13 protein-coding genes are annotated in these 20,330 nt (G+C 64.1%); 2 read left to right on the top strand and 11 right to left on the bottom strand.

What is annotated here, in order from left to right; translation table 11 throughout:
- Positions 1 to 41: 41 nt before the first annotated feature.
- Positions 42 to 1,439, bottom strand: a complete 1,398-nt coding sequence (locus tag HDG34_RS17860; protein WP_184061519.1) for a PLP-dependent aminotransferase family protein — start codon at positions 1,437 to 1,439, stop codon at positions 42 to 44.
- A gap of 404 nt (positions 1,440 to 1,843) precedes the next feature.
- Between HDG34_RS17860 and HDG34_RS17855 the strand changes: the two genes are divergently transcribed.
- A complete protein-coding gene (locus tag HDG34_RS17855) occupies positions 1,844 to 3,259 on the top strand; it encodes a PQQ-dependent sugar dehydrogenase (protein ID WP_311734779.1) in 1,416 nt (471 codons plus the stop codon).
- 20 nt (positions 3,260 to 3,279) lie between these two features.
- On the opposite strand, the gene HDG34_RS17850 is transcribed toward HDG34_RS17855, so the two are convergent.
- From HDG34_RS17850 to HDG34_RS17825, 6 genes are read right to left on the bottom strand one after another with little or no spacing between them, the layout of a single operon-like run.
- The gene (locus tag HDG34_RS17850; RefSeq protein ID WP_184061518.1) at positions 3,280 to 3,816 is read right to left on the bottom strand and encodes a chromate transporter; all 537 of its coding nucleotides are present in this window, start codon (positions 3,814 to 3,816) and stop codon (positions 3,280 to 3,282) included.
- 44 nt (positions 3,817 to 3,860) lie between these two features.
- Entirely contained in the window at positions 3,861 to 4,487 is a 627-nt protein-coding gene (locus tag HDG34_RS17845) for a chromate transporter (RefSeq protein ID WP_090807716.1), read from the bottom strand.
- Between the two features lie 9 nt (positions 4,488 to 4,496).
- Positions 4,497 to 6,131, bottom strand: coding sequence for an efflux transporter outer membrane subunit (locus tag HDG34_RS17840; protein WP_184061517.1), 1,635 nt, complete (start codon positions 6,129 to 6,131; stop codon positions 4,497 to 4,499).
- Entirely contained in the window at positions 6,128 to 9,442 is a 3,315-nt protein-coding gene (locus HDG34_RS17835; RefSeq protein ID WP_184061516.1) for an efflux RND transporter permease subunit, read from the bottom strand. The genes HDG34_RS17840 and HDG34_RS17835 overlap by 4 nt, the downstream gene beginning before the upstream one ends.
- The gene (locus HDG34_RS17830; protein WP_184061515.1) at positions 9,439 to 12,594 is read right to left on the bottom strand and encodes an efflux RND transporter permease subunit; all 3,156 of its coding nucleotides are present in this window, start codon (positions 12,592 to 12,594) and stop codon (positions 9,439 to 9,441) included. Before HDG34_RS17830 ends, HDG34_RS17835 begins: the two co-directional genes overlap by 4 nt.
- Positions 12,595 to 12,609: 15 nt before the next feature.
- The gene (locus HDG34_RS17825; protein WP_184061514.1) at positions 12,610 to 13,857 is read right to left on the bottom strand and encodes an efflux RND transporter periplasmic adaptor subunit; all 1,248 of its coding nucleotides are present in this window, start codon (positions 13,855 to 13,857) and stop codon (positions 12,610 to 12,612) included.
- 441 nt (positions 13,858 to 14,298) lie between these two features.
- On the opposite strand from HDG34_RS17825, the gene HDG34_RS17820 reads away from it, so the two are divergent.
- Positions 14,299 to 15,189: a 2OG-Fe(II) oxygenase gene (locus HDG34_RS17820; RefSeq protein ID WP_184061513.1), complete on the top strand. Its 891-nt coding sequence runs from the start codon at positions 14,299 to 14,301 to the stop codon at positions 15,187 to 15,189.
- 188 nt (positions 15,190 to 15,377) lie between these two features.
- On the opposite strand, the gene HDG34_RS17815 is transcribed toward HDG34_RS17820, so the two are convergent.
- Genes HDG34_RS17815 through HDG34_RS17800 form a run of 4 tightly spaced genes read right to left on the bottom strand, consistent with a single transcriptional unit; the run spans position 15,378 to position 20,287 of the window.
- On the bottom strand, positions 15,378 to 16,385 hold the full coding sequence (locus HDG34_RS17815) for a response regulator (RefSeq protein WP_184061512.1): 1,008 nt from the start codon (positions 16,383 to 16,385) through the stop codon (positions 15,378 to 15,380).
- A complete protein-coding gene (locus HDG34_RS17810; RefSeq protein WP_090807730.1) occupies positions 16,385 to 17,509 on the bottom strand; it encodes a hybrid sensor histidine kinase/response regulator in 1,125 nt (374 codons plus the stop codon). The genes HDG34_RS17815 and HDG34_RS17810 overlap by 1 nt, the downstream gene beginning before the upstream one ends.
- An 8-nt stretch (positions 17,510 to 17,517) precedes the next feature.
- Positions 17,518 to 18,873: a sensor histidine kinase gene (locus HDG34_RS17805; RefSeq protein ID WP_184061511.1), complete on the bottom strand. Its 1,356-nt coding sequence runs from the start codon at positions 18,871 to 18,873 to the stop codon at positions 17,518 to 17,520.
- Positions 18,874 to 18,895: 22 nt separating this feature from the next.
- Entirely contained in the window at positions 18,896 to 20,287 is a 1,392-nt protein-coding gene (locus tag HDG34_RS17800; RefSeq protein WP_090807735.1) for a class I SAM-dependent methyltransferase, read from the bottom strand.
- Positions 20,288 to 20,330: the final 43 nt, after the last annotated feature.

Here is a 20,330-nt window from a genome sequence, read left to right as displayed (position 1 = left end):
CATTTCGGTCAGCGCGTTACGCAATTCGCGCACCGGCGCGATCAGGCGAAATCGTGCACCTGCGGGTACTGCTCGAACACGTCGCGCATCGTTTCGAGCGCGGCTTTATAGGCGTCTTCGCTGACCTCGGCGCCGACGCAAACCCGCACCGCGTTGGGCCGGTCGGCGTCGCGCACGAGAAACGGATCGGGCGACGTGACTGCGATGTCGCGGTTGCGCAGTTCGCGCACCAGCCGATCGGTGCGCCAGTGATCGGGCACCCGCAGCCACGCCGATAGCGCCTGCGGATGCGCGCCCAGCACATATTTACCGAGCGTCTGCTGCAATTGCGACTGACGCCGCCCGAGCCGCTCGCGCTGAATTTCGACGAGCCGCGCGGCCGTGCCGTCGACAACCCAGCGCGTGGCGACCTCGGCCATCGGCGGCGTCGCCATCCAACTGCTCACGCGCAGCACGCTCTCGGCGCGCAGCGCGAGCCGGCGCGGCGTCGTCATATAACCGATGCGCAAGCCGGCCATCACCGACTTCGTAAAACTCGTGCAGTAGAACGCAAGATCCGGAATCAGGCTCGAAATGGGCGTGGAATGTTTGGCCGGCAACGGCCCGTACACGTCGTCCTCGATCACGTATACGCCATAGCGTTCGGCGATTTTCGCAATCGCGCGACGCCGTGAATCGGGCATCAACGCGACGGTCGGATTGTTCAGCGTCGGTGTGCAGACGAGCGCCGAGATGCGCTCGCTGTCGCACATCTCCTCGAAATGCTCGGGGTGAATGCCGTACTCGTCGATCTCGAGGCCCTTCAGCGTGAAGCCGAGCACGTTGGCCGAACCTATCACGCCGTGATCCGTCAGGCTTTCGCACAGCACGGTGTCGCCCGGCCCCACCAGCGAAGCGAGCGCGAGAAAAATGCCGTGGGCGGCGCCGTTCGTGACGAGCAGCGTATCGGCCGAAGCCGGCATGCCGAGCGACGCGAGCCATGCAATACCCGCCTGGCGATGATGCTCGAAGCCCGCGATCGGCCGGAACGCGCGAATCCACGGCTGATCGTCGAGCGTCGACAGCGTCGCGCAGACCTTGCGCCACATCGCGTCATGCTCGGACGTGTGAATGATGCGCGCGATCGAAAAGTCGACCACCGAACGCTCGGCCGTATCGAGCATGTAGCTCGACATCGTTTCGGTGACGCGCGCCGCGACGAAGCTCCCGCGCCCGACCTCGCAGCGGATCAGGCCTTGCCGCTCCAGTTCCTTGTACGCGTTGGTCACGGTCTGCACGCTGATCGCGAGTTCGGCGGCGACGTCGCGTTGCGGCGGCAGGCGCGCGCCCGGCGGCAGCGACGTGTTCTCGATGTCGCCGGCAATCGCCTTGACCAGTCGCTTGTATTTCGATTCCACGCCGTGCACCGCGCGCACGGCCTCGCGCCACTGCTCGATCACCGCTGCTCCTATGTTGTGGTGGATGCTGGCGCCGTGAGGAGTCGGCGTCGTCTCGCCTAATCTCCCATAGTGCGGCAGAAACGGGGGAGGAAATTAATGTCCTAGGGCATTTAACGCGAAAAAATGTGGGGCAGGATCTCGCCAAGCGGCGCCATCCAAGGATGACGGTTGAACGAGGCCACCTATTCCAGCGTCGCCAGTTCAACATGGAAAACGCGTGAGTGGACGTTATGTGGCTTGCGTGAGGTGGCGTGCGGCGGCAGAGAATTGGCCACCATTCGCGGGTACGAGTCCTATCATTCAACCATTCACAATTCGCGAATCGCGATGCACATACAGCAGTCAATGCTCCGGTCATACGTCTGCTGGTGTTTTTGTATTCAACTCGCGAACAGGAGGATAAGGTGTCGCCCCCTATTTTCTGGCGGGCAACTCAGACCCGCGTGATCGTCGTACTGGCAGCGCTGCTGGGGTTGGCATGTTTCGCCGATCCGGCGCACGCCGATCCTCCCAGCAACCCTGGTGTACCGACCTCCGTCGCCATTGGGCAATCGGTCATATGTCAGCCCGTCTCCACGACCAGGCCGCAGCCGGTGCTTCCAAAGGGATTTACAGAGCGGATTTTATACAGCGGTTGTCTCAATCAGCCGACGGCAATCAGTTTCAACGCAAGCCAGACCAGGGTCTTCATCGCCGAAAAAGGCGGCAGGGTTTGGAATTGCGACCTGGCGACGCCTACCTGTACGTTGATCGCCGACCTCAGCAATGAAGTCTGCAACGATGTCGACCGGGGACTTCTCGGGATTGCGGTCGATCCTCGGAACGACGGCAAAATTTACGTGCTTTACACGACGCCTCCAGCTACAGGCGCCTGTAGCGGAAACGTTCTGACTCACGGCCAGCTTTCGCTGCTGACAACGGCGGGAGCGGGCACGACCGAAACGAAGATCCTCCCTCCCGCACGGTCAGGCAATCAAACGTGGTGTTTTTTCTACACGTCTCACAGTATTGGCGGACTAGTCTTCGGAGTTGACAACAGAACGCTGTACGTTAGCGCTGGCGACGGCGCGAGCTTCGATCAGGTGGACTACGGACAGTTGGATACTGCGTGCGGCGATGGCACGAATCTGCCGCAGGGCGCGTTTCGCAGTCAAGGCGTGTCTCCCTATAGCGACGGCGCTGTTCTCCGGATCACGAACCCGGGTTCGACAACTCAAAGCGTTGCCCTGGTTGCGCAAGGCTTACGCAATCCGTTCCGGTTCGCCCGCCTGCCTGGTAGTACGGACGAGCTGTATATCGGCAATGTGGGCTGGAACAGTTGGGAGGCAATCGATCATGTCACTGTCGACGGCCAAGACTTCGGCTGGCCGTGCTACGAAGGATGGAGCCCTGGCGCCAACTTCGCTGCGGCTCCCGAGCCCGACTATCAAAACACGGGCTACTGCGGAAAGTTCGTGGGTGCCACGGCGCCGTTTTATGCGTACGCTCACACGAGCTACATTTCACCCGATGACAGTCGCGGAAGAACCTGCGGCGGCAAGCGGAACGGCGGAGGGCCGGACCAGAACGGCAGTGTCATCTCTGCGATCGGGTTTACCGACGATACGAGCACAACCTACCCTGCTCAATTCAAAAACGCACTGTACTTTGGTGATCTTCTGCGGCAATGCATCTGGACCATGCAACCTCCGAACAATGTGCCCCAGACTTTCGCAAGGGGTCTGCAGGGAGGACCGGTGGATCTGAAGGCGGGCCAGAATGGCGACCTGTTCTACGTGGATCTCGTGACCAGTACGATCAGGCGAATTACACACAACTAGGAAGAAGTTCCGGTGGCGCGCTACAACAACCCCCCAAAATGCGCCACCACAAACACAACCGCGCCGCCCGCGATCAGCACCAACGCATTGATACGCGTCGTCATCACGAGCACGGTCGCGATGGCCGCGGTGAGCCACGCAATCCACCCGCCTTCGAGCTCCTTGATCAGCACATAGACGGCCGCGAGAATCAACCCGGCAGCCACTGGCCGCAACCCGGCCTGCAACGCATTCAGCCAGCGCGCGCCTTCGTGCCGGTTCCATACGTGCACGACGCCATACATCAGAAACGCAGTCGGCCCAAATAGCGCGACGGTCGCGACGAGCGCGCCACCGAGTCCGCCGACCTGATAGCCAATCAGCGTCGCGAGCAGCGAGCCAGGACCGGGCGCGAGCCGCGCGATCGCGAAGTCGCTGAGAAATTGCGCATGGGTCATCCAGTGATGCACGTCGACGACCTGGCGCTGCACTTCGGGGATGATCCCTTGCCCGCCACCGACGGTGACGATCGACAGCGGCGCGAACACCGAAAACAGGGCGATAAGAATTCTGAGCACGGCAGAAGCTTTTGTGGAGTTTGACTTGCGGCGATAAAAGCCGATCAGGGCTGGCGCGCCTCGCGCACGTATTCATAGCCGACGCTCAACGCGCCGGCGATCAGCACGGTCCATACCAGCGACACGCGAAACACCGCGGCGGCCGCGAACGTCGCGAGCAGCACCAGATACGGAAACACGCGGCGCGGCAGCCGGCGTGCGGCGGTGATCGCCATCGACAGCGACAGCCCGATCGCGCCGGCCGCGGCGCCAGCGAGCGCGATATGCGTGAGCGGAAACGATGCGATCGCCGAGAAGAACGCGCCGAGCAGAATGATCACGACGGCCGCCGGAAAAATGATGCCGCAGAATCCCGCAACAGCGCCGCGCCAGCCGAGCAGCCGGTAGCCGATCCAGATCGCCAGATTCTTCACGTTGACACCGGGCAGCGCCTGCGACAACGCGAGGCCGTTGAGAAATTCGTCCTCGCTCATCCAGTGGCGGTCGTGCACGAACTCGCGCATGAACCAGCCGCTCAGTCCGCCGCCGAAACTCGTCAGACCGATGCGGGCGAAGATCAGAAAGAGGCCGAGCGAGGTCACTTCGCGCGGCGGTGGTGCATGGTGTGGCGCGTCGTCTTCGGGTGTCGATACCGGGTCGCTGACGTCTTGCCCGTGGATGCCTTTGGCCAATGCTCGTCCTTAGTCGTTTTGATCGTGCCGCACTTGCCGCGCGCCCGGCACGATAGCCGCAGACGTCGCCGATGACGTCGCCGATGAAGCAGACGCAGCCGAAGGCGAGGAAGCCGAAGAAGGTGCCGAGGCAGCCGAAGAAGCCGCCGCCGGATGCCGCGGATCATGCAGCTCATCGGTCGACCACCCGCCGCCCAGATCGCCAAACAACGACGCCGCGTGCAGCAAGCGCGATTCCTGCACGTTCAGCGCGGTCTGCCGCGTCGTCAATTGCGTCGCTTGCGCAATCGCGACCGTCGTGTAATCGACGGTGCCCGCCTGGTATTCGTTGAACGCGATCTCCGCGCCACGGTCCGCGTCGCGCACCGCCGTTTCGAGCACGAGCGCCTGCTCGGCGAGAATGCGCAGGCCGGACAGGTCGTCCTCGACGTTCTGGAACGCGCCCAGCACCGTGCCGCGATAGTTGGCAACGGCCGCGTCGTAGGCCGCCTTCGCCGCGTCGACATCCGCGCTGCGCAGGCCGCCGTCGAACAGCGTCTCGGTCGCGCTGCCGCCGAGCGACCACACGTAGTTCGCGGCCTTCAGCAGACCGGACAGCGGCGACTGCGTGAATCCGGCCACGGCCGACAGCGAGATGTCCGGGTAATACGCGGCCACCTCGACGCCGATCGCCGCATTCTGCGCGGCCATCTTGCGCTCGGCGGCGGCGATGTCGGGGCGGCGTTCGAGCAGCGTCGACGGCACGCCGACCGGCGCCGACGGCAGCGCCGGCATCGCGGTGCTATGCGTGATCGACAGCTCTTCCGGGTTCTTGCCGACCAGCACCGCGATCGCATGCGCGTTCTGCGCGCGCGCGACGCCGAGCGCGATCAGATCGGACTTCGCGGTATTCAACTGGCTGCGCGCGGTGATCACGTCGCTCGGCGCAATCGTGCCCGCGCGATCCTGCTCGGTGACGACGTCGAGATAGTGCTGATACGCGACGACCGTTTGCTGCAGCAGGTCGATGTTCGCGTCGCTGGTGCGCAGCTCGATGATCGCGGTCGCGAGCGCGACCTGCTCGGAGAGCGTCGCATTCGCGAGCGTCGCTTCGCTCGACTGCGCGCTCGCGGCGTTTTCCTCGACGGTGCGGCGCACCTGGCCCCACAGGTCCGGCGCCCAGCTCACGTTGCCTTCCAGCGAGCCCGAATTGACGATGCGCGTCGCCGTACCGTTGACGAAGCTTCCCGAGGCACTGACCGAACCACTGCTCGCGCGTTCGCGCGTCGCCGAACCGGTAGCGCCGATGGTCGGAAACAGGGCCGCGTGCGCGGCGCGCACTTCGGCGAGCGCTTGCTGGTAGTTCGCGTAGTCCACGCGCACGGTCTGGTTCGACACCGCGACGAGCGGTTCGAGTTCGTCGATCAACGGATCGTTGAACGCGCTCCACCATGTGCCCTTCGGGCCGGTCGCGTTCGGCTCGGCCTGGGTCCAGCCCGGCAGTTCCGAGTACGTGGCGGGCACCCTGACCTGCGGCCGATGATAGTCCGGGCCGACCATGCAGCCGGCGTTGAACAGCGCCAGCAGCGCGACGGCGAGCGTCGCGATGCTCGGCAACCCGGCGCGAGACCCTGTCATTCGTTCAGTCGAAATCTTCATCGTCATGCCTTCGTATCCGCTTGTCCCGGCTTCGCGTCGCGGTTCCAGCGCAGCCCCGCGGACCATCTCACCAGCCGTGCACGCAGACGGTCGAGATACAGATAAATCACCGGCGTCGTATAGAGCGTAAACATCTGGCTCAGGATCAGCCCGCCCATCACCGTGATACCGAGCGGCTGGCGCAGCGAGCCGCCCTGGCCCATGCCGACCGCGAGCGGCACCGCGCCGAGCACGGCCGCGAATGTCGTCATCATGATCGGCCGCAGACGGATCAGCGCGGCCCCGTGGATTGCGTCGCGCGCGGGCATCTGTTGCTGGCGCTGCAACTGGATCGCGACGTCGACCATCATGATGCCGTTCTTCTTGACGATACCGATCAGCAGGATGATGCCGATCATCGCGATCACCGAAAACGGCGTGCCGAAGATCAGCAGCGCGAGCGTCGCGCCGATGCCCGCGGATGGCAGCGTCGACAGAATCGTCAGCGGGTGGATCGAGCTCTCGTACAGCACGCCGAGCACGATGTAGACGACGCCGAGCGCCGCGAGAATCAGCAGCGGCACCACGCCCATCGACTGCGAATAGGCCGCCGCCGCGCCTGCGAACGAGCCGTGGATGCTCGCGGGCATGCCGATCTCGCGGATCGTTTCGTTGATCGCCGCGCCCGCCTGGCTCAGCGACCCGCCGGCCGGCAGGTTGAACGAGATCGTCGCGGCGACGAGCCCGCTCTGATGGTTCACCTGCGTCGACGTATGGCTGTTCCTATACGAGGTCAGCACCGACAGCGGCACCATCGTTTCGGCGGCCGTGCTGTCCGCGCTACCGGTCGAACTGCCGCCCTTGCTGTTGGCGATGCTGTTGTTGGTCGCGTTCGACTGCGCGTCCGAGTTGCGCGAGTTCGTGTTCGACGACGTGCCGGTCGTGGTCGCGGTAGTCGTTGCCGATACCGTGCCGTGCGGCATCTGTGTCGCGGCCGTGCCGGTCGGATTGCCGGCGGACGTGCTCAGATAGATCCGCTTCAGCGTCTCTGGATACTGCCAGTACTCAGGCGCGACCTCCATCACGACGAAGTACTGGTTCAGCGGGTTGTAGATCGTCGACACGGTGCGCTGGCCGAACGCGTCGTACAGCACGTTGTCGATCTGATTCGGCGCAAAGCCGTAGCGCGCGGCGGTCGCGCGATTGATCGTCAGGTAGCTCTGCAGGCCGTTCTGCTGCAAGTCGGAGTTCACGTCGAGCAGCCGCCCGCGCTCCTTCGACAACGCGGCGACGAGCTTCGGCGTCCACGCAAACAGCGCGGCGGAATCGTCGCTCGTCAGCGTGTACTGGTACTCGGCCGCCGATTGCCGCCCGCCGATGCGCAAATCCTGCTGCGCCTGCAGAAAGAGTCGCGCGCCCGACACTTCGTCGAGCTTCGGCCGCAGCCGGTTGACGACCTGGGTGGCGGTTGCGTGCCGCTGCGACAGCGGCTTCAGCTCGATGAACACATTGGCGGTATTGAGCGCGCGCCCGCCGGTAAAGCCCGCGACCGACTGCACCGCCGGATCCCTTTGCACGATCGACTGCAACTGCGCGAGCTTCTTCTGCATCGCCGTGAACGAAATGCTCTGGTCGGCGATGATCTGCCCGATCACGATGCCGGTGTCCTGCTCGGGGAAAAAGGTGGCAGGCACGAGTTTGAGCATGAACACGTTGCCGACCAGCAGCGCGAACAGCAGCAGGATCACCAGCAGCGAATGATCGAGCACGGCCGTGAGCGTGCGTGCGTAGACGTCCTTGAAGCGATCGAACTGCCGCTCGATCCAGCGCGCCCAACGCGCTTTCGAATGACCGGCGTTGTCGCGGCTCAGCACGTACGCGCACATCGCGGGCGTGACCGTCAACGAGATCACCAGCGAAATCAGGATCGCGATCGACAGCGTGATCGCGAACTCATGGAACATCAGTCCGACGATGCCCGGAAACAGGATGATCGGCAGAAACACCGCGATCAGCGACAGGCTCATCGAGATCACCGTGAAGCCGACTTCGCCCGCACCCTTCAGCGCGGCCTCTTTCGGACTCAACCCCTGCTCGATGTATCGCACGACGTTTTCGAGCACGACGACCGCGTCGTCGACGACGAAGCCGGTGCCGATGGTCAGCGCCATCAGCGACAGATTGTCGATGCTATAGCCGAGCAGATACATCGGCCCGAAGGTCCCGACGATCGACAGCGGCAACGCGACCGCCGGCACCAGCGTCGCGCGCGGCGACTGCAGGAAGATGAACACGACGCCGACCACCAGCAGCACCGCGATGAACAGCGTGCGCTCGGTATCGCTGACCGACGAGGTGACCGACTGCGAGCGATCGATCGCGACATCGACGTGCACGTTGCTCGGCAACGTCGCTTCGATCGCCGGCAGCACGTTGCGTATCTGCTGCACGGTGCTGACCACGTTGCTGCCCGGCATCGGATAGACGATCACGAGAATCGCCGACTTGCCGTTGAACAGCCCCGCGTTGCGGATGTTTTCGTTCGAGTCGCGCACCTGGGCGACGTCGCGCAACTGCACCGGCGCGCCGTCGCGATACGCGACCACCAGATCGCGATACGGCGCCGCGTGCGTGATCTGATCGTTCGAGGTGACCACGTAGCGCTGATCGCCGACGTCGATATGCCCCTTCGCGCTGTCGGCATTGGCCGCACTGATCGCCGCGCGCACGTCTTCCATGCCGATCCCGTAGCTATTGAGCTTGCCCGGCTGCAACTCGACGCGCACGCTCGGCAACGCGCCGCCGCCGAGCGTGATCTGGCCGACGCCCTGCACCTGCGACAGCTGCTGCTGGATCACTGAATCGGCGGAGTCGTAGAGCTGCGCTTTGGTCAGCGTGTCCGAGGTCAGCGACAGCACCATGATCGGCGCCTCGGCCGGGTTGTACTGGCGGTAGCTCGGATTGCTGCGCAGCGTGGTGGGCAGATCGGCGCGCGCGGCCTGGATCGCCGCCTCGACGTCGCGCGCGGCGCCGTTGATGTCTCGCTTCAGGCCGAACTCGACGATGATCAACGACGAGCCGACATAGCTGATCGAGGTCAGCTCCGCGACGTCGGCGATGGTTGCGAGCCGCCGCTCGAGCGGCTCGGCCACCGTCGACGCCATGATATTCGGGCTCGCGCCGGCCATGTTGGCCTGGACGACGATCACCGGAAACGCGATGTTCGGCAGCGGCGCGACCGGCATGCGGAAATACGCGAGCGTGCCGGAGATCAGGATCGCGATCGCGAGCAGCGTCGTCGCGACCGGCCGCCGGATGAAGATTGCCGGGATGTTCACCGCGTGCCCTCCGCGCCGCCTTCCGGCGGACGCCCGCCCGGCTCGTCGCCGCCGTTGCGCTTAGCGCGCTCGGCGCGCCAGCGGTTCACGCGCGTGGCCATGCGGTCGAAGAACAGATAGATCACCGGCGTCGTGAACAGCGTCAGCACCTGGCTCAGCGTCAGGCCGCCGATGATCGCGAGACCGAGCGGCCGGCGCAGTTCCGAACCGGTGCCGGTGCCGAGCAGCATCGGCAGTGCGCCGAGCATCGCGGCGAACGTCGTCATCAGGATCGGCCGGAAACGCAGCAGCGACGCCTCGAAGATCGCATCGCGCGGCGCCTTGCCATGATTGCGTTCGGCATCGAGCGCGAAGTCGACCATCATGATCGCGTTCTTCTTGACGATGCCGATCAAGAGCACGATGCCGATGATGCCGATCACGTCGAGATCCATACCCGCGAGCATCAGCGAGAGCAGCGCGCCGATACCGGCCGACGGCAGTGTCGACAGGATCGTGACCGGATGGATGAAGCTCTCGTACAGCACGCCGAGCACGATATACACGGCAACGAGCGCCGCGATCAGCAGATAGACCTCGCTGGAGAGCGAATCCTCGAACGCCGCGGTCGCGCCTTGCAGCGACGACGTGATCGACGGCGGCAGGTCGATCGCCTGCTCGGCCTGGTGAATCTCCTTGACCGCGGTGCTCAACGATGCGCCCTTCGCGAGATTGAACGACACCGTCACCGACGGAAACTGCGCGAGATGGCTGATCACGAGCGGCGCCTTCGCGATCTCGATCTTCGCGATGCCGGAAAGCGGCACCTGACCCGTGCTGCTGGTCTGGCTCGGCAGATACAGATTGCCGATCGACTGCACGGTCGGCATCGTTTCCGGCTTCGCGACCAGAATTACGCGGTACTGGGCCGACTGCTCGAAGATCGTCGACACGATGCGCTGGCCGAGCGCGTCGTACAACGCGTTGTCGATCGTCGCGGGCGTGATGCCGAAGCGCGCGGCCAGTTGCCGGTTCACTTCGACGTTCACGCTGAGGCCGTCGCTATTGAGATCGCTCTGCACGTCCGACAGCGACGGAATCTGCTTCAGGCGCGCGACGAGTTCCGGCACGTACTTCTGGAACGCCTGCTGGCTCGGTCCGCGCAACACGAAGCTGTACTGGTTCGGCGACACGGTCGTGTCGAGCGTCAGGTCCTGCGCGGGCTGCATGAACAGCTTCACGCCGGGCACGTGCGCGACTTCCTGCGCGAGCCGGCGCGCGATTTCCTGGGCGGTGTCCGAGCGCTGGTCGCGCTCGCGCAGATTGATCAGGAAGCGTCCGTTGTTCAGCGTCGCATTGGTGCCGTCGATGCCCACGTACGACGTCAGCGACACCACGTCCGGGTCCTTCAGGACCGCCTCGGCGAGCGCGCTCTGGCGCTGCACCATCGCCGCGTACGACACCGAGTTGTCGGCGACGCTGATGCCCTGGATCACGCCGACGTCCTGCACCGGAAACAGTCCCTTCGGAATCACCACATACAGGATGCCGGTCAGCACCACGGTGGCGATCGCGACCATCAGCGTCAGCGTCTGATGATCGAGCACCCAGCGCAGGCCGCGCTCGTAGGCGGCGAGCGTCTTGTCGAACAGGCCCTCGCTGATGCGCTCGAAGCGGCTCGGATGGCGCTCGGCCTGCGCGCGCAGCATCCGCGCGCACAGCATCGGCACCACCGTCAGCGACACGACCGCCGAAATCACGATCGTGACCGCGAGCGTCACCGCGAACTCGCTGAACAGCCGCCCGATCACGCCGCCCATGAACAACAGCGGAATCAGCACCGCGATCAGCGAAATAGTCAGCGACAGGATCGTGAAGCCGATCTGCCCCGCGCCTTCGAGGGCGGCTTCGAGCGGCGACATGCCCTCTTCCAGATAGCGCACGATGTTCTCGATCATCACGATCGAGTCGTCGACCACGAAGCCGGTCGCGATGATCAACGCCATCAGCGACAGGTTGTCGATCGAGTAGTTGAGCTGGTACATCACCGCGAGCGTGCCGATCAGCGAGACCGGCACCGAGATGCTCGGAATCAGCGTGGCGGGCACGTTGCGCAGGAACACGAAGATCACCGCGACGACCAGCACGATCGCGAGAATCAGTTCGAACGCGGCGTCCGCGACCGACGCGCGGATCACGCCGGTGCTGTCCGACACCACGGTCACTTTCATGCCGGCCGGCAGCGTCGATTCGAGCTGCGGCAGCTCCTTCATGATCTGGTTGACCGTCTGGATCACGTTCGCGCCCGGCTGGCGCTGCACGTTCAGCACGATCGCGGGCGAGCCGTTGTACCAGGCGCCGCGCTCGACGTCCTGGGCGGCCTGGCTCACGCGCGCGACGTCGCGCATGAATACGGGCGAGCCGTTCTGGTAGGCGATTACGGTGTCGAGGTAGTCCTTCGGATCGGTGATCTGATCATTGCCGTTGATCGTGTAGTCGAGATCGGGGCCGTCGAAATTGCCCTTCGGCTGGCTCACGTTCACATAGCTGAGCAGCGTGCGCAGATCGTCGATGTTCAGACCGTAGGCGGCGAGCTTGTGCGGGTCGGCTTCGACGCGGATCGCGGGCACGTTGCCGCCGCTCGTCGTCACGACGCCGACGCCCGCCACTTCCGAGATCTTCGTGCCGAGGCGGTTGTTCGCGACGTCCTCCAGTTGCGTCAGCGACATCGACTTCGAGGTGACCGCGAGCGTCAGAATGGGCTGGTCGGCGGGATTGACCTTTGCGTAGGTCGGCGGTGCCGGCAAGCCAGACGGCAGATAGCTGTTCGCCGCGTTGATCGCCTGCTGCACGTTCTGCTCGGCGATGTCGAGGTTCAGCGACAGATCGAACTGCAGCGTGATCACCGACGCCCCGTCCGAACTGTACGAGGTCATCTGCTGCAGGCCCGGAATCTCGCCGAGCTGCACCTCGAGCGGCGCGGTCACGGTGGTCGCCATCACCGTCGGGCTCGCGCCCGGATAAAAGGTCTGCACCTGAATCGTCGGATAGTCGACGTTCGGCAGCGACGACACCGGCAGCACGCGCATCGCGATCAGACCGACGAGCACGAGCGCGATCATCAGCAGCAGCGTCGCGACCGGGCGAAGAATGAACAGGCGGGAAATGTTCATCGGCGCGGGGGTCCGTTACGACGAGGCGGCTTCGGACGCGGCCGGCGCAGACGATGCCGACGCGCTCGACGCCGGCGCGGCTTCGGACGCGGCGGCGGGCGCTTTCGGGCCGGCGGCGGACTTCGGATGCGCCGGCTGGATCTTCGCGCCGTCGTTCAGACGATCCATGCCGTCCGTCACGACCTGGTTGCCGGCCGCGAGTCCCGACACGATCACCGTGTTCTTGCCGTCGCTCGGTCCGAGCTTGACCTTGTGCACGGACACCGTGCCGTCCGGATTGACCAGATAGACGAAGTCGCCCGGCGCGCCGGACTGTACCGCGGCGGTCGGCACGAGCACCGCGTTCTGCATCGTGTCGACGAGCAGCTTCACGTTGACGAACTCGTTCGGGAACAGCGTTTCGTCGTCGTTCGCGAAGGTCGCGCGCAAGGTGACGGTGCCGGTCGCGGTCGCCATCTGGTTGCTGACCGCGTACAGCGTGCCGGTCGCGATCTCGCGCGAGTTATCGCTCGAATACGCGGTGACCGGCAGCTTCGCGCCGATGGCGAGACGCTGCACGATCGACGCGAGCGAATCCTGCGGCACCGTGAACTGCACCGTAGTCGGCTTCACGGTCGTGATGACGACGATGCCGGTCGACGACGACGCGGTCACGTAGTTGCCCGGATCGACGAGCCGCAAGCCGACCTTGCCCGCGATCGGCGCGGTGATGCGGCAATAGGCGAGGTCGAGATCGAATTGGGCGATGTTGGCGAGGTCGACCTTCACCGCCGCTTCGTCCTGCTGCACGAGGAATTGCTGATCCGCGAAGGTTTGCTGCGCGATCGACTTGCGTTCGTTCAACTGCGTATAGCGCTCGAGATCGGCGCGCGCCTGCGCGAGCGACGCGCGGTCTTTCGCGAGCGTCGCTTCCGCCTGCTGCTTGCTGATCTGATACTGGCGCGGATCGATCTGCGCGAGGAACTGGCCTTTTTGCACCTCCTGGCCTTCGTGATAGCCGACCTCGGTCAGATAGCCGCTCAGCTGCGGCAGCACGGTCACGGTTGCGATCGGCGTGACGGTGCCGAGCTCGCTCAGTGTGACCGGCATCGAACCGAGCGTCGCCTGCGCGACGGTGACGACGATCGCCGCGTTCTCGCGCACCGGCTTCTTGCGCGTCATCAGATGAACCACGACGAGCGCGACCAGCATGAGCACGACAACCGCGAAGATGATGAGCCCGCGTCGGGAGCGCTTTGGCGGCGGGGACACGGTTTCGCTCATGTTGATCTCCGGGAACGGATATTGGTGTTGATACTCGGTTGGAAGCTCGTCCGCTGACGGGACTGCGCAAAAGTGCCATGGTTCACGCGCGTTGTCATCAGTCGAACGCCTCCGGACGTGTTGTTATGAAGACGTAAGGAAGTGGGGCAAGAGCTTGAATACGGGCATGCGTGAATGTAACCGGCTTGCGCCGGCCTTGAGTTACAGGGGCGCAACATATTGGCCGGTGGAAGAGTCCGGGGCATCGATCGGGCGGCACGTGGGGGCGGACACCCGCATGGGCAGAGTTATGGGCGCGGCGGGACATCGCAATATGCGGTAACAGACGACAGCCAACTGACAACCGGGCCGTGCGTCCAGAATCGTCACAATCGTCCGCTATCATCGCGAGCCAGCGTCGCGCGCGCCGCGACTGTCACGACACCCCACAACCTCGCCCCGATGTCCATCACCGTCAATTTCCCAGCCGAAGTCCGCGACTGGATCGCCGCCAACCTTTCGCGCGGCGTCGCGCCCCAAGCGATCGTCGACGAACTGGTGAGCCGCGACAACGCGGCCGAGCTCGCGTCGGCGATGGTCGATGCGGTCGCATCGGCGTTCCTGTACGGTATGGCGCTGCCCGGCGACAAGCTCGAAGTCGGCAGCGCGCCGCTCAGCTACCAGCCCGAGCCGCTGCGCGTGCCCGACGCTCCGCTGATCCAACTCGGCGAGCGCAAGGTGCGCATGCTGTCGCGGCTGCAACGACCGGCCGCCGTGCACATCGCCAATTTCCTGAGTGCCGATGAATGCGAGCAGCTGATCGCGCTCGCACAGCCGCGGCTCGACCGGTCGGCCGTCGTCGATCCAGTGACCGGCCGCGATGTGATCGCCGGTCATCGCAGCAGTCACGGGATGTTTTTCCGTTTGGGCGAGACGCCGTTGATCTCGCGCATCGAGGCGCGCATCGCGGAACTCACGGCAACCCCGGTCGAGAACGGCGAAGGCCTGCAAATGCTGCACTATGAGGAAGGCGCGGAGTCGACGCCGCACGTCGACTATCTGATGACGAGCAACGAAGCGAATCGCGAGTCGATCGCGCGCAGCGGCCAGCGCATGGGCACGCTGCTGATGTATCTGAAAGATGTCGAAGGCGGCGGTGAGACGGTGTTTCCGCAGCTTGGCTGGTCGGTCGCGCCGCAGCGCGGGCACGCGCTCTACTTCGAATATGGCAACCGCTACGGGCTGTGCGATCCGAGCTCGCTGCACGCGAGCACGCCGCTGCGCACGGGCGACAAGTGGGTGGCGACCAAGTGGATTCGGACGCGGCGCTTCGCGCCGCGCGTTCAGGCTTGAGAAGTCAGGCCTGACAAGCAACGCTTATCGAGGTGAAAAGAGCGTGCTGTCGGTCCGCGCGCGTGGAAAAACATTCGAACGACTCGCGCGAGCCGTTGTCTGCTTCGCGCTGCTAGCCGAGGCGGGTTGCAGCGCGAAGCCAGTGCGAGTAGTGGCGCGTCAGACGCCGCGCCCTCGAAGCAAGGGAATCAGAACTGCTCGATCCACGTGGCGAGGCGATCGGCGGCGAACTCGCTACCGCGCTGCGCCGGCCGGAACGCGATCGCATCGCCTTCGCTTGCCGGCTGCAGTGCAACGTCATTGCCGTCGAGCCACAGAAGGCTCGCCAGCCATACCGCGTGCCCGCTCGACACCGCGTTGTTGCCCGGCTCCGCGAGAAACTCCGCGAGTGTGGCCGGCTGGTCGCACACGAGACCATCGCCTTCGCGGCGCACATTGATGCCTGCCTCGGAAAATACCCCGACCAGCGTCGTCAGTGCGTCGCTCGCGGTCACGCTCGCGCTGCCGTGACGGTTACGCAGCGTGGCGAGGTGCGCGGCCACCGTATGACCGAACGCGCCGCTGCGGGCACTCTCGGCTGCGATCAGATCGGAGTAGTCCTGCAGCAGCCAGTCCGGCTCGGAGTTCGGCACGTCGGCGAGTACCGCTGCGGCGAGATACGTCTCGACCGGCTGAAAGCGCTCGGGCCCGATCAGCGTGGCCGACAGCGAACGCACCAGACCGATGCGAGTGGCGACCACCTGCTTTTGCAGCACGCCCAGCTTCTCGCGCACCAGCGTGTCGCGCTCCTTGCGCAGCTCGGCCAGCTCGAGCGCCTGCTTCAGCTCCATGCGCAGCGCCGTGATGTCCCAAGGCTTCTTGATGTAGCGATGGATATGACCGAGGTTGACGGCCGCGACGGTCTGATCGATTTCCGAATACGCGGTGGTCAGAATTCGCACGACATGCGGAAAGCGCTCGCTCGCATAGCGCAGCAGCTCGTTGCCGAACTCGCCCGGCATACGCTGGTCGGAGACCAGCACCCCCACCCTGTCGCCGTGCTCGTCGAGCAGCGCCTTGCCCTCTTCCACCGAGCCGCCAGTCAGGACCGGCGCCAGGCTTCCGATGGCACGCTGGAAGTACTTTACGGCGGTAGCTTCGTCATCGACGAAGATGATCGCCGGCGCCAACTCCTCTGTGGCTTTTGCTTCGTTCATCAACAACTCCTGTGCGTTTGACCTTTGATATGGGGGAAATCCAGCACTACGGTGGTGCCTCCCCACGACGTGGACTCGATCCTGAGTCCGCCGCCACAGGACTGCATGACACGGTTGCATAGAATCAGGCCCAAGCCGTTCCCCCCGGATTTCGCGTGCGTTGTAATTGGGTCCGTCAACAGGCGGTCTTTGATCTCGGGCGGAATTCCCGGCCCGTTGTCGCAGATGCCGATGCTCGGGTGGGGTTCCGTTGTCACGGTAAAGCGCACCGACGGCGACGGCACATCCGCGAGCGCGCGCAACGCGTTGGACAACAGCGACGACAGCACGAGCGCCACGCAATTCGGCTGCGTGAGCACGGCAAAGTCGCTGTCGACGTCGACCTGTACCCACGAGCGCTGCGCGGTCGTAAACGGATATGTATCGAGCAACGCCGAGATCAGCCCATGCGCGGTACTCTCGATGCGCGCCTCGTCGCCCTCCAGTTGCCGGCGCCGCCCGTTGTGGACCGAGCGCCAGAAGGACGACACCACCGCCATGCAGTACTGCGCGCTCTCGCGCATCGATTTCGCGGCGCCGAGAATTTCGCCTTCCGCATCGCGCTCCGCGTCGATGCGATCTTCGATGCTGTGCGCGTTCAGCGCGATCGCCGCGAGCGGCGTGTTCAGTTCGTGCGCGATGAACGCCAGGGTTTCGTCGATGGCGATCAGGCGCTGATTCTGCATCGTGCGTTCGTGGTAACGATCAAACGCCAGTTGCAGCGTATCGCGCACTGCCGCCGGCTTCAGCGGCTTTTCGAGGATGCGGAACACCTCGCCGGTGTTGACCGTCTGCAATAACATCTCGACGTCTGCATAAGCAGTGACCAGAATCCGCACGATGTGCGGATATTCCAGCGCCACCTGGCGCAGCAGGTCGCCACCGTCACGCCCCGGCATGCGGAAGTCCGTGACCAGCACCGCGATGCGGGCGTTGTCCTGCTCGAGGATAGCGATCGCCTCGTCGCTGCTCGTCGCGAGCAGGACCTCGTAATCGGCACCTACGGTGCGCGCGAAATATTTGCAGGCCAACTCTTCGTCATCGACGTAGAGAAGAGTGGGCTGTGTCTGTCGGATGTCATTCATGGTATTTCTCAGGGTGCGGGCGACAGATCGAAACTGAATGAAGCCCAACTTCCCTGCTCGCTCTCAGCAAACAGCAGGCCGCCATGACGCTCGATCACCGCATAGCTGATCGACAGCCCGAGGCCCAGGCCCTGTCCCACTTCGCGGGTGGTAAAAAATGGCTCGAACACGCGCGCGAGATGCTCCGGCGCGATGCCCGGCCCGTTGTCTTTTACCGTCACATGCAGGCGGTCTTCGGTCCATCTGACGTTGACGTGAATCGCCGGCGCGGGCGTGGCCGCCTTGCGCATCGCCAGCACCGCATTCGACAGCAGGTTGATCAGCACGCCGATGATGGCCGCCTCGTCGCCCTGCACCAGCGTATCCGCGGGCAGCTCGCGCGTGACGGTGACGCCGCGCAATTCATGCCCGACGAGCCGGATCGCCGAATCGAGCGCCTTTTCGAACAGGAACGGCGTGCCCAGCTCCGCCTCGGCGCCGGGCTTGCGATACGCGAACGTCTTCAGGTCCGACACGATGTGCTGGATCCGCTGCATGCCCTGCCGCGCATCGACCAGACACTCCTGCAGCGTCGGCTCCTTCTTCGAGATCGGCTCTTCCAGCGCAACCTCGATTGCCATCAGACAGAAGTTCACCGGGTTGTTCACTTCGTGCAGCAGGCCGGCCGCGAGCGTACCGATCGCCGCCATTTTTTCCTGCTGCAGCAGTTGGCCCTTGATGTCGAGCAACTGCCGATTGATCACTTCGAGTTCGGCGTTCTTCGCGGAGACCTCCGCGTTTTTCTCGGACACCTCGGCCTTCAGGCGAAACAGCATGAAGCGCACGCGTTCGTTGAAAAACGTGTAGACGGCACTTGCGGCAGCGGCAAACAGAAGGAGCAGAACATTGACGGTCATCGTGCCGAGCGGCACGCCGTCATGCGGAGGCAACAGGCAGGCCAGCAGATACAGAAAACAGGACAGCACGCCGAACACGAGGTTTTGCCACAGACCGAATGGCAACGCAATGCCGGACGCAAAGATGGCCAGATTCAGGCCCATGTAGTAGGGCGACAGAACACCATCGGTGCGCCAGATCATCCATGAAATCATCGCCTGCGGCAGCAGCAGCCAGGACAGCGTCAGCCATGGAGTAAGCCGCCGCCCCATGCTGGTGTCGAGCAAGGCGATGATACCGCCGATCATCAACGACACGAGCAGGCGCGCGAGCGCGAACGACGTCTGATACTGCGGATACTGCGCGTAATCCAGCCCCACGCCGAGCAGCACGAGCGCAATCGCTGTGCACGCGCCGCCCCGGCTGAACGTGACGCGAAAGTCGGCCAGCTCGGTTTGATAGCCGCTCTGCAGGGGACTGGTAGTCATGAACAGGGATGTCGACACGGTTTCAGAGGATCGTGGCTTCCGCGAACACATTCACCCCGGTCTCGTCGACGTAGAGCTTCTGGTCAGTGGAGTTGGCGGGAAGCAGCGAGCTCATGCCGCTTTCGTTCCGATAAATCAGATACCACTCGAGCAGATGCTCCATCCCGTACTTCTCCGGATTCGCCGAATGGACGTTGGTGACCAGCAACTGGCCGCCAGCTCGCGTGCGAGCGGCGAAGTAACTCAGGAGACGCGCGCAGACCTTGTCCGACAGATAGTCGAACAGACCCGCGCAGTACACCGCGTCGAATTCGCGCGCGGAGGGGTCCGTTGAAATTTTACGCTTGAGCAGATCGTGCACCGACTGATGCACCATTTGCACCGAGGCTTTATGGCCCGCGGCATTCGCCGAGCTTTCGATCGCGTCCTTCGTAAACGCCAGCGTTTCCTCGCTGAAGTCGACCAGCTCGAAGGACAGCAGCTCCGGATGCGGATATTCGCGCACGAAGCGCTGGATCTCGAAAGCGGGCCCGCAACCGACGTTGAGGATGCGCAACGGCCTGCCGGCAGCGCGCGCCGCTTCGGCCTGACGCGTCAGAAAGTCGATCAGCAGCGTGATGCGGTTGCGGTGCGCAGTCGCGACCGCCGCGTGCAGGAACGCGGTATTGACGATCTGGAAGTATGTGGTCGGTCCCTGCTGCGGATCGCTGAGGATCTGGTTGACCATCTCGTAGTCGCCGGCGTAGCCGAGCGGCTTGGTGAACGTGCGGTAGACGAATGGCGCGCGCAGCAGCAACGGATGCAGTGCCGCTTGCGCATACGTGCGATGCACGGGTGCGGTCTCGGCGTCGACGCGCTCGGCCTCTTCCTCCAGGCGGTCGAGGAAGAACTTGATCTTGAGCATGATCGGCGTGGCGAGCTCGTAGAACAGGTCCTCGCGCAGCCTGCCTTCTTCGGTCTTCGGCAAGCTCTCGGTCAGGTCGACCTGCTCGACCCAGCGCGACACTTCCGACAGGAATGCGCGCATCTCGTTCACGACGATCTGATAGTCGCGCCGGATATTGAAGCGCGCGTCCCAGTCACTAATAAAGAGTTCTGCTTCCCGGCCGACCGACTTCGCTTCATTGGGCAGAACGCTAAGCTCGCGCCATTCGTCGATGAGTGCCAGCGAAACCACCGCGGTCAGACCGGTGTTCACCAGACTCACCACCACCGCCTTGCCGAGATAGGCATTCTTGGTGCCCATGCGCACGCTCAGCTCGCTTAACACCTCGCTGACCTGCACGATGGAATAGGGGTTATAGACCTCCATGACCAAGGACTTTCTCTGGAGGTTAATGATCGTCCCACGCACGTGCTCGCGCTGCGAGTTGCGGAAGCTGATCACCGGGTCGATTTGCGTTTGAGAGTACACGGTATTAGTACCTGAGGAATCCGGGAACGCAGCAGGGTGTTGG

Origin of the sequence: Paraburkholderia sp. HC6.4b, from assembly GCF_014200875.1 — a bacterium.
Classification (GTDB): Bacteria; Pseudomonadota; Gammaproteobacteria; order Burkholderiales; family Burkholderiaceae; genus Paraburkholderia; species Paraburkholderia tuberum.
This window is presented reverse-complemented; position numbering and strand designations above follow the sequence as displayed.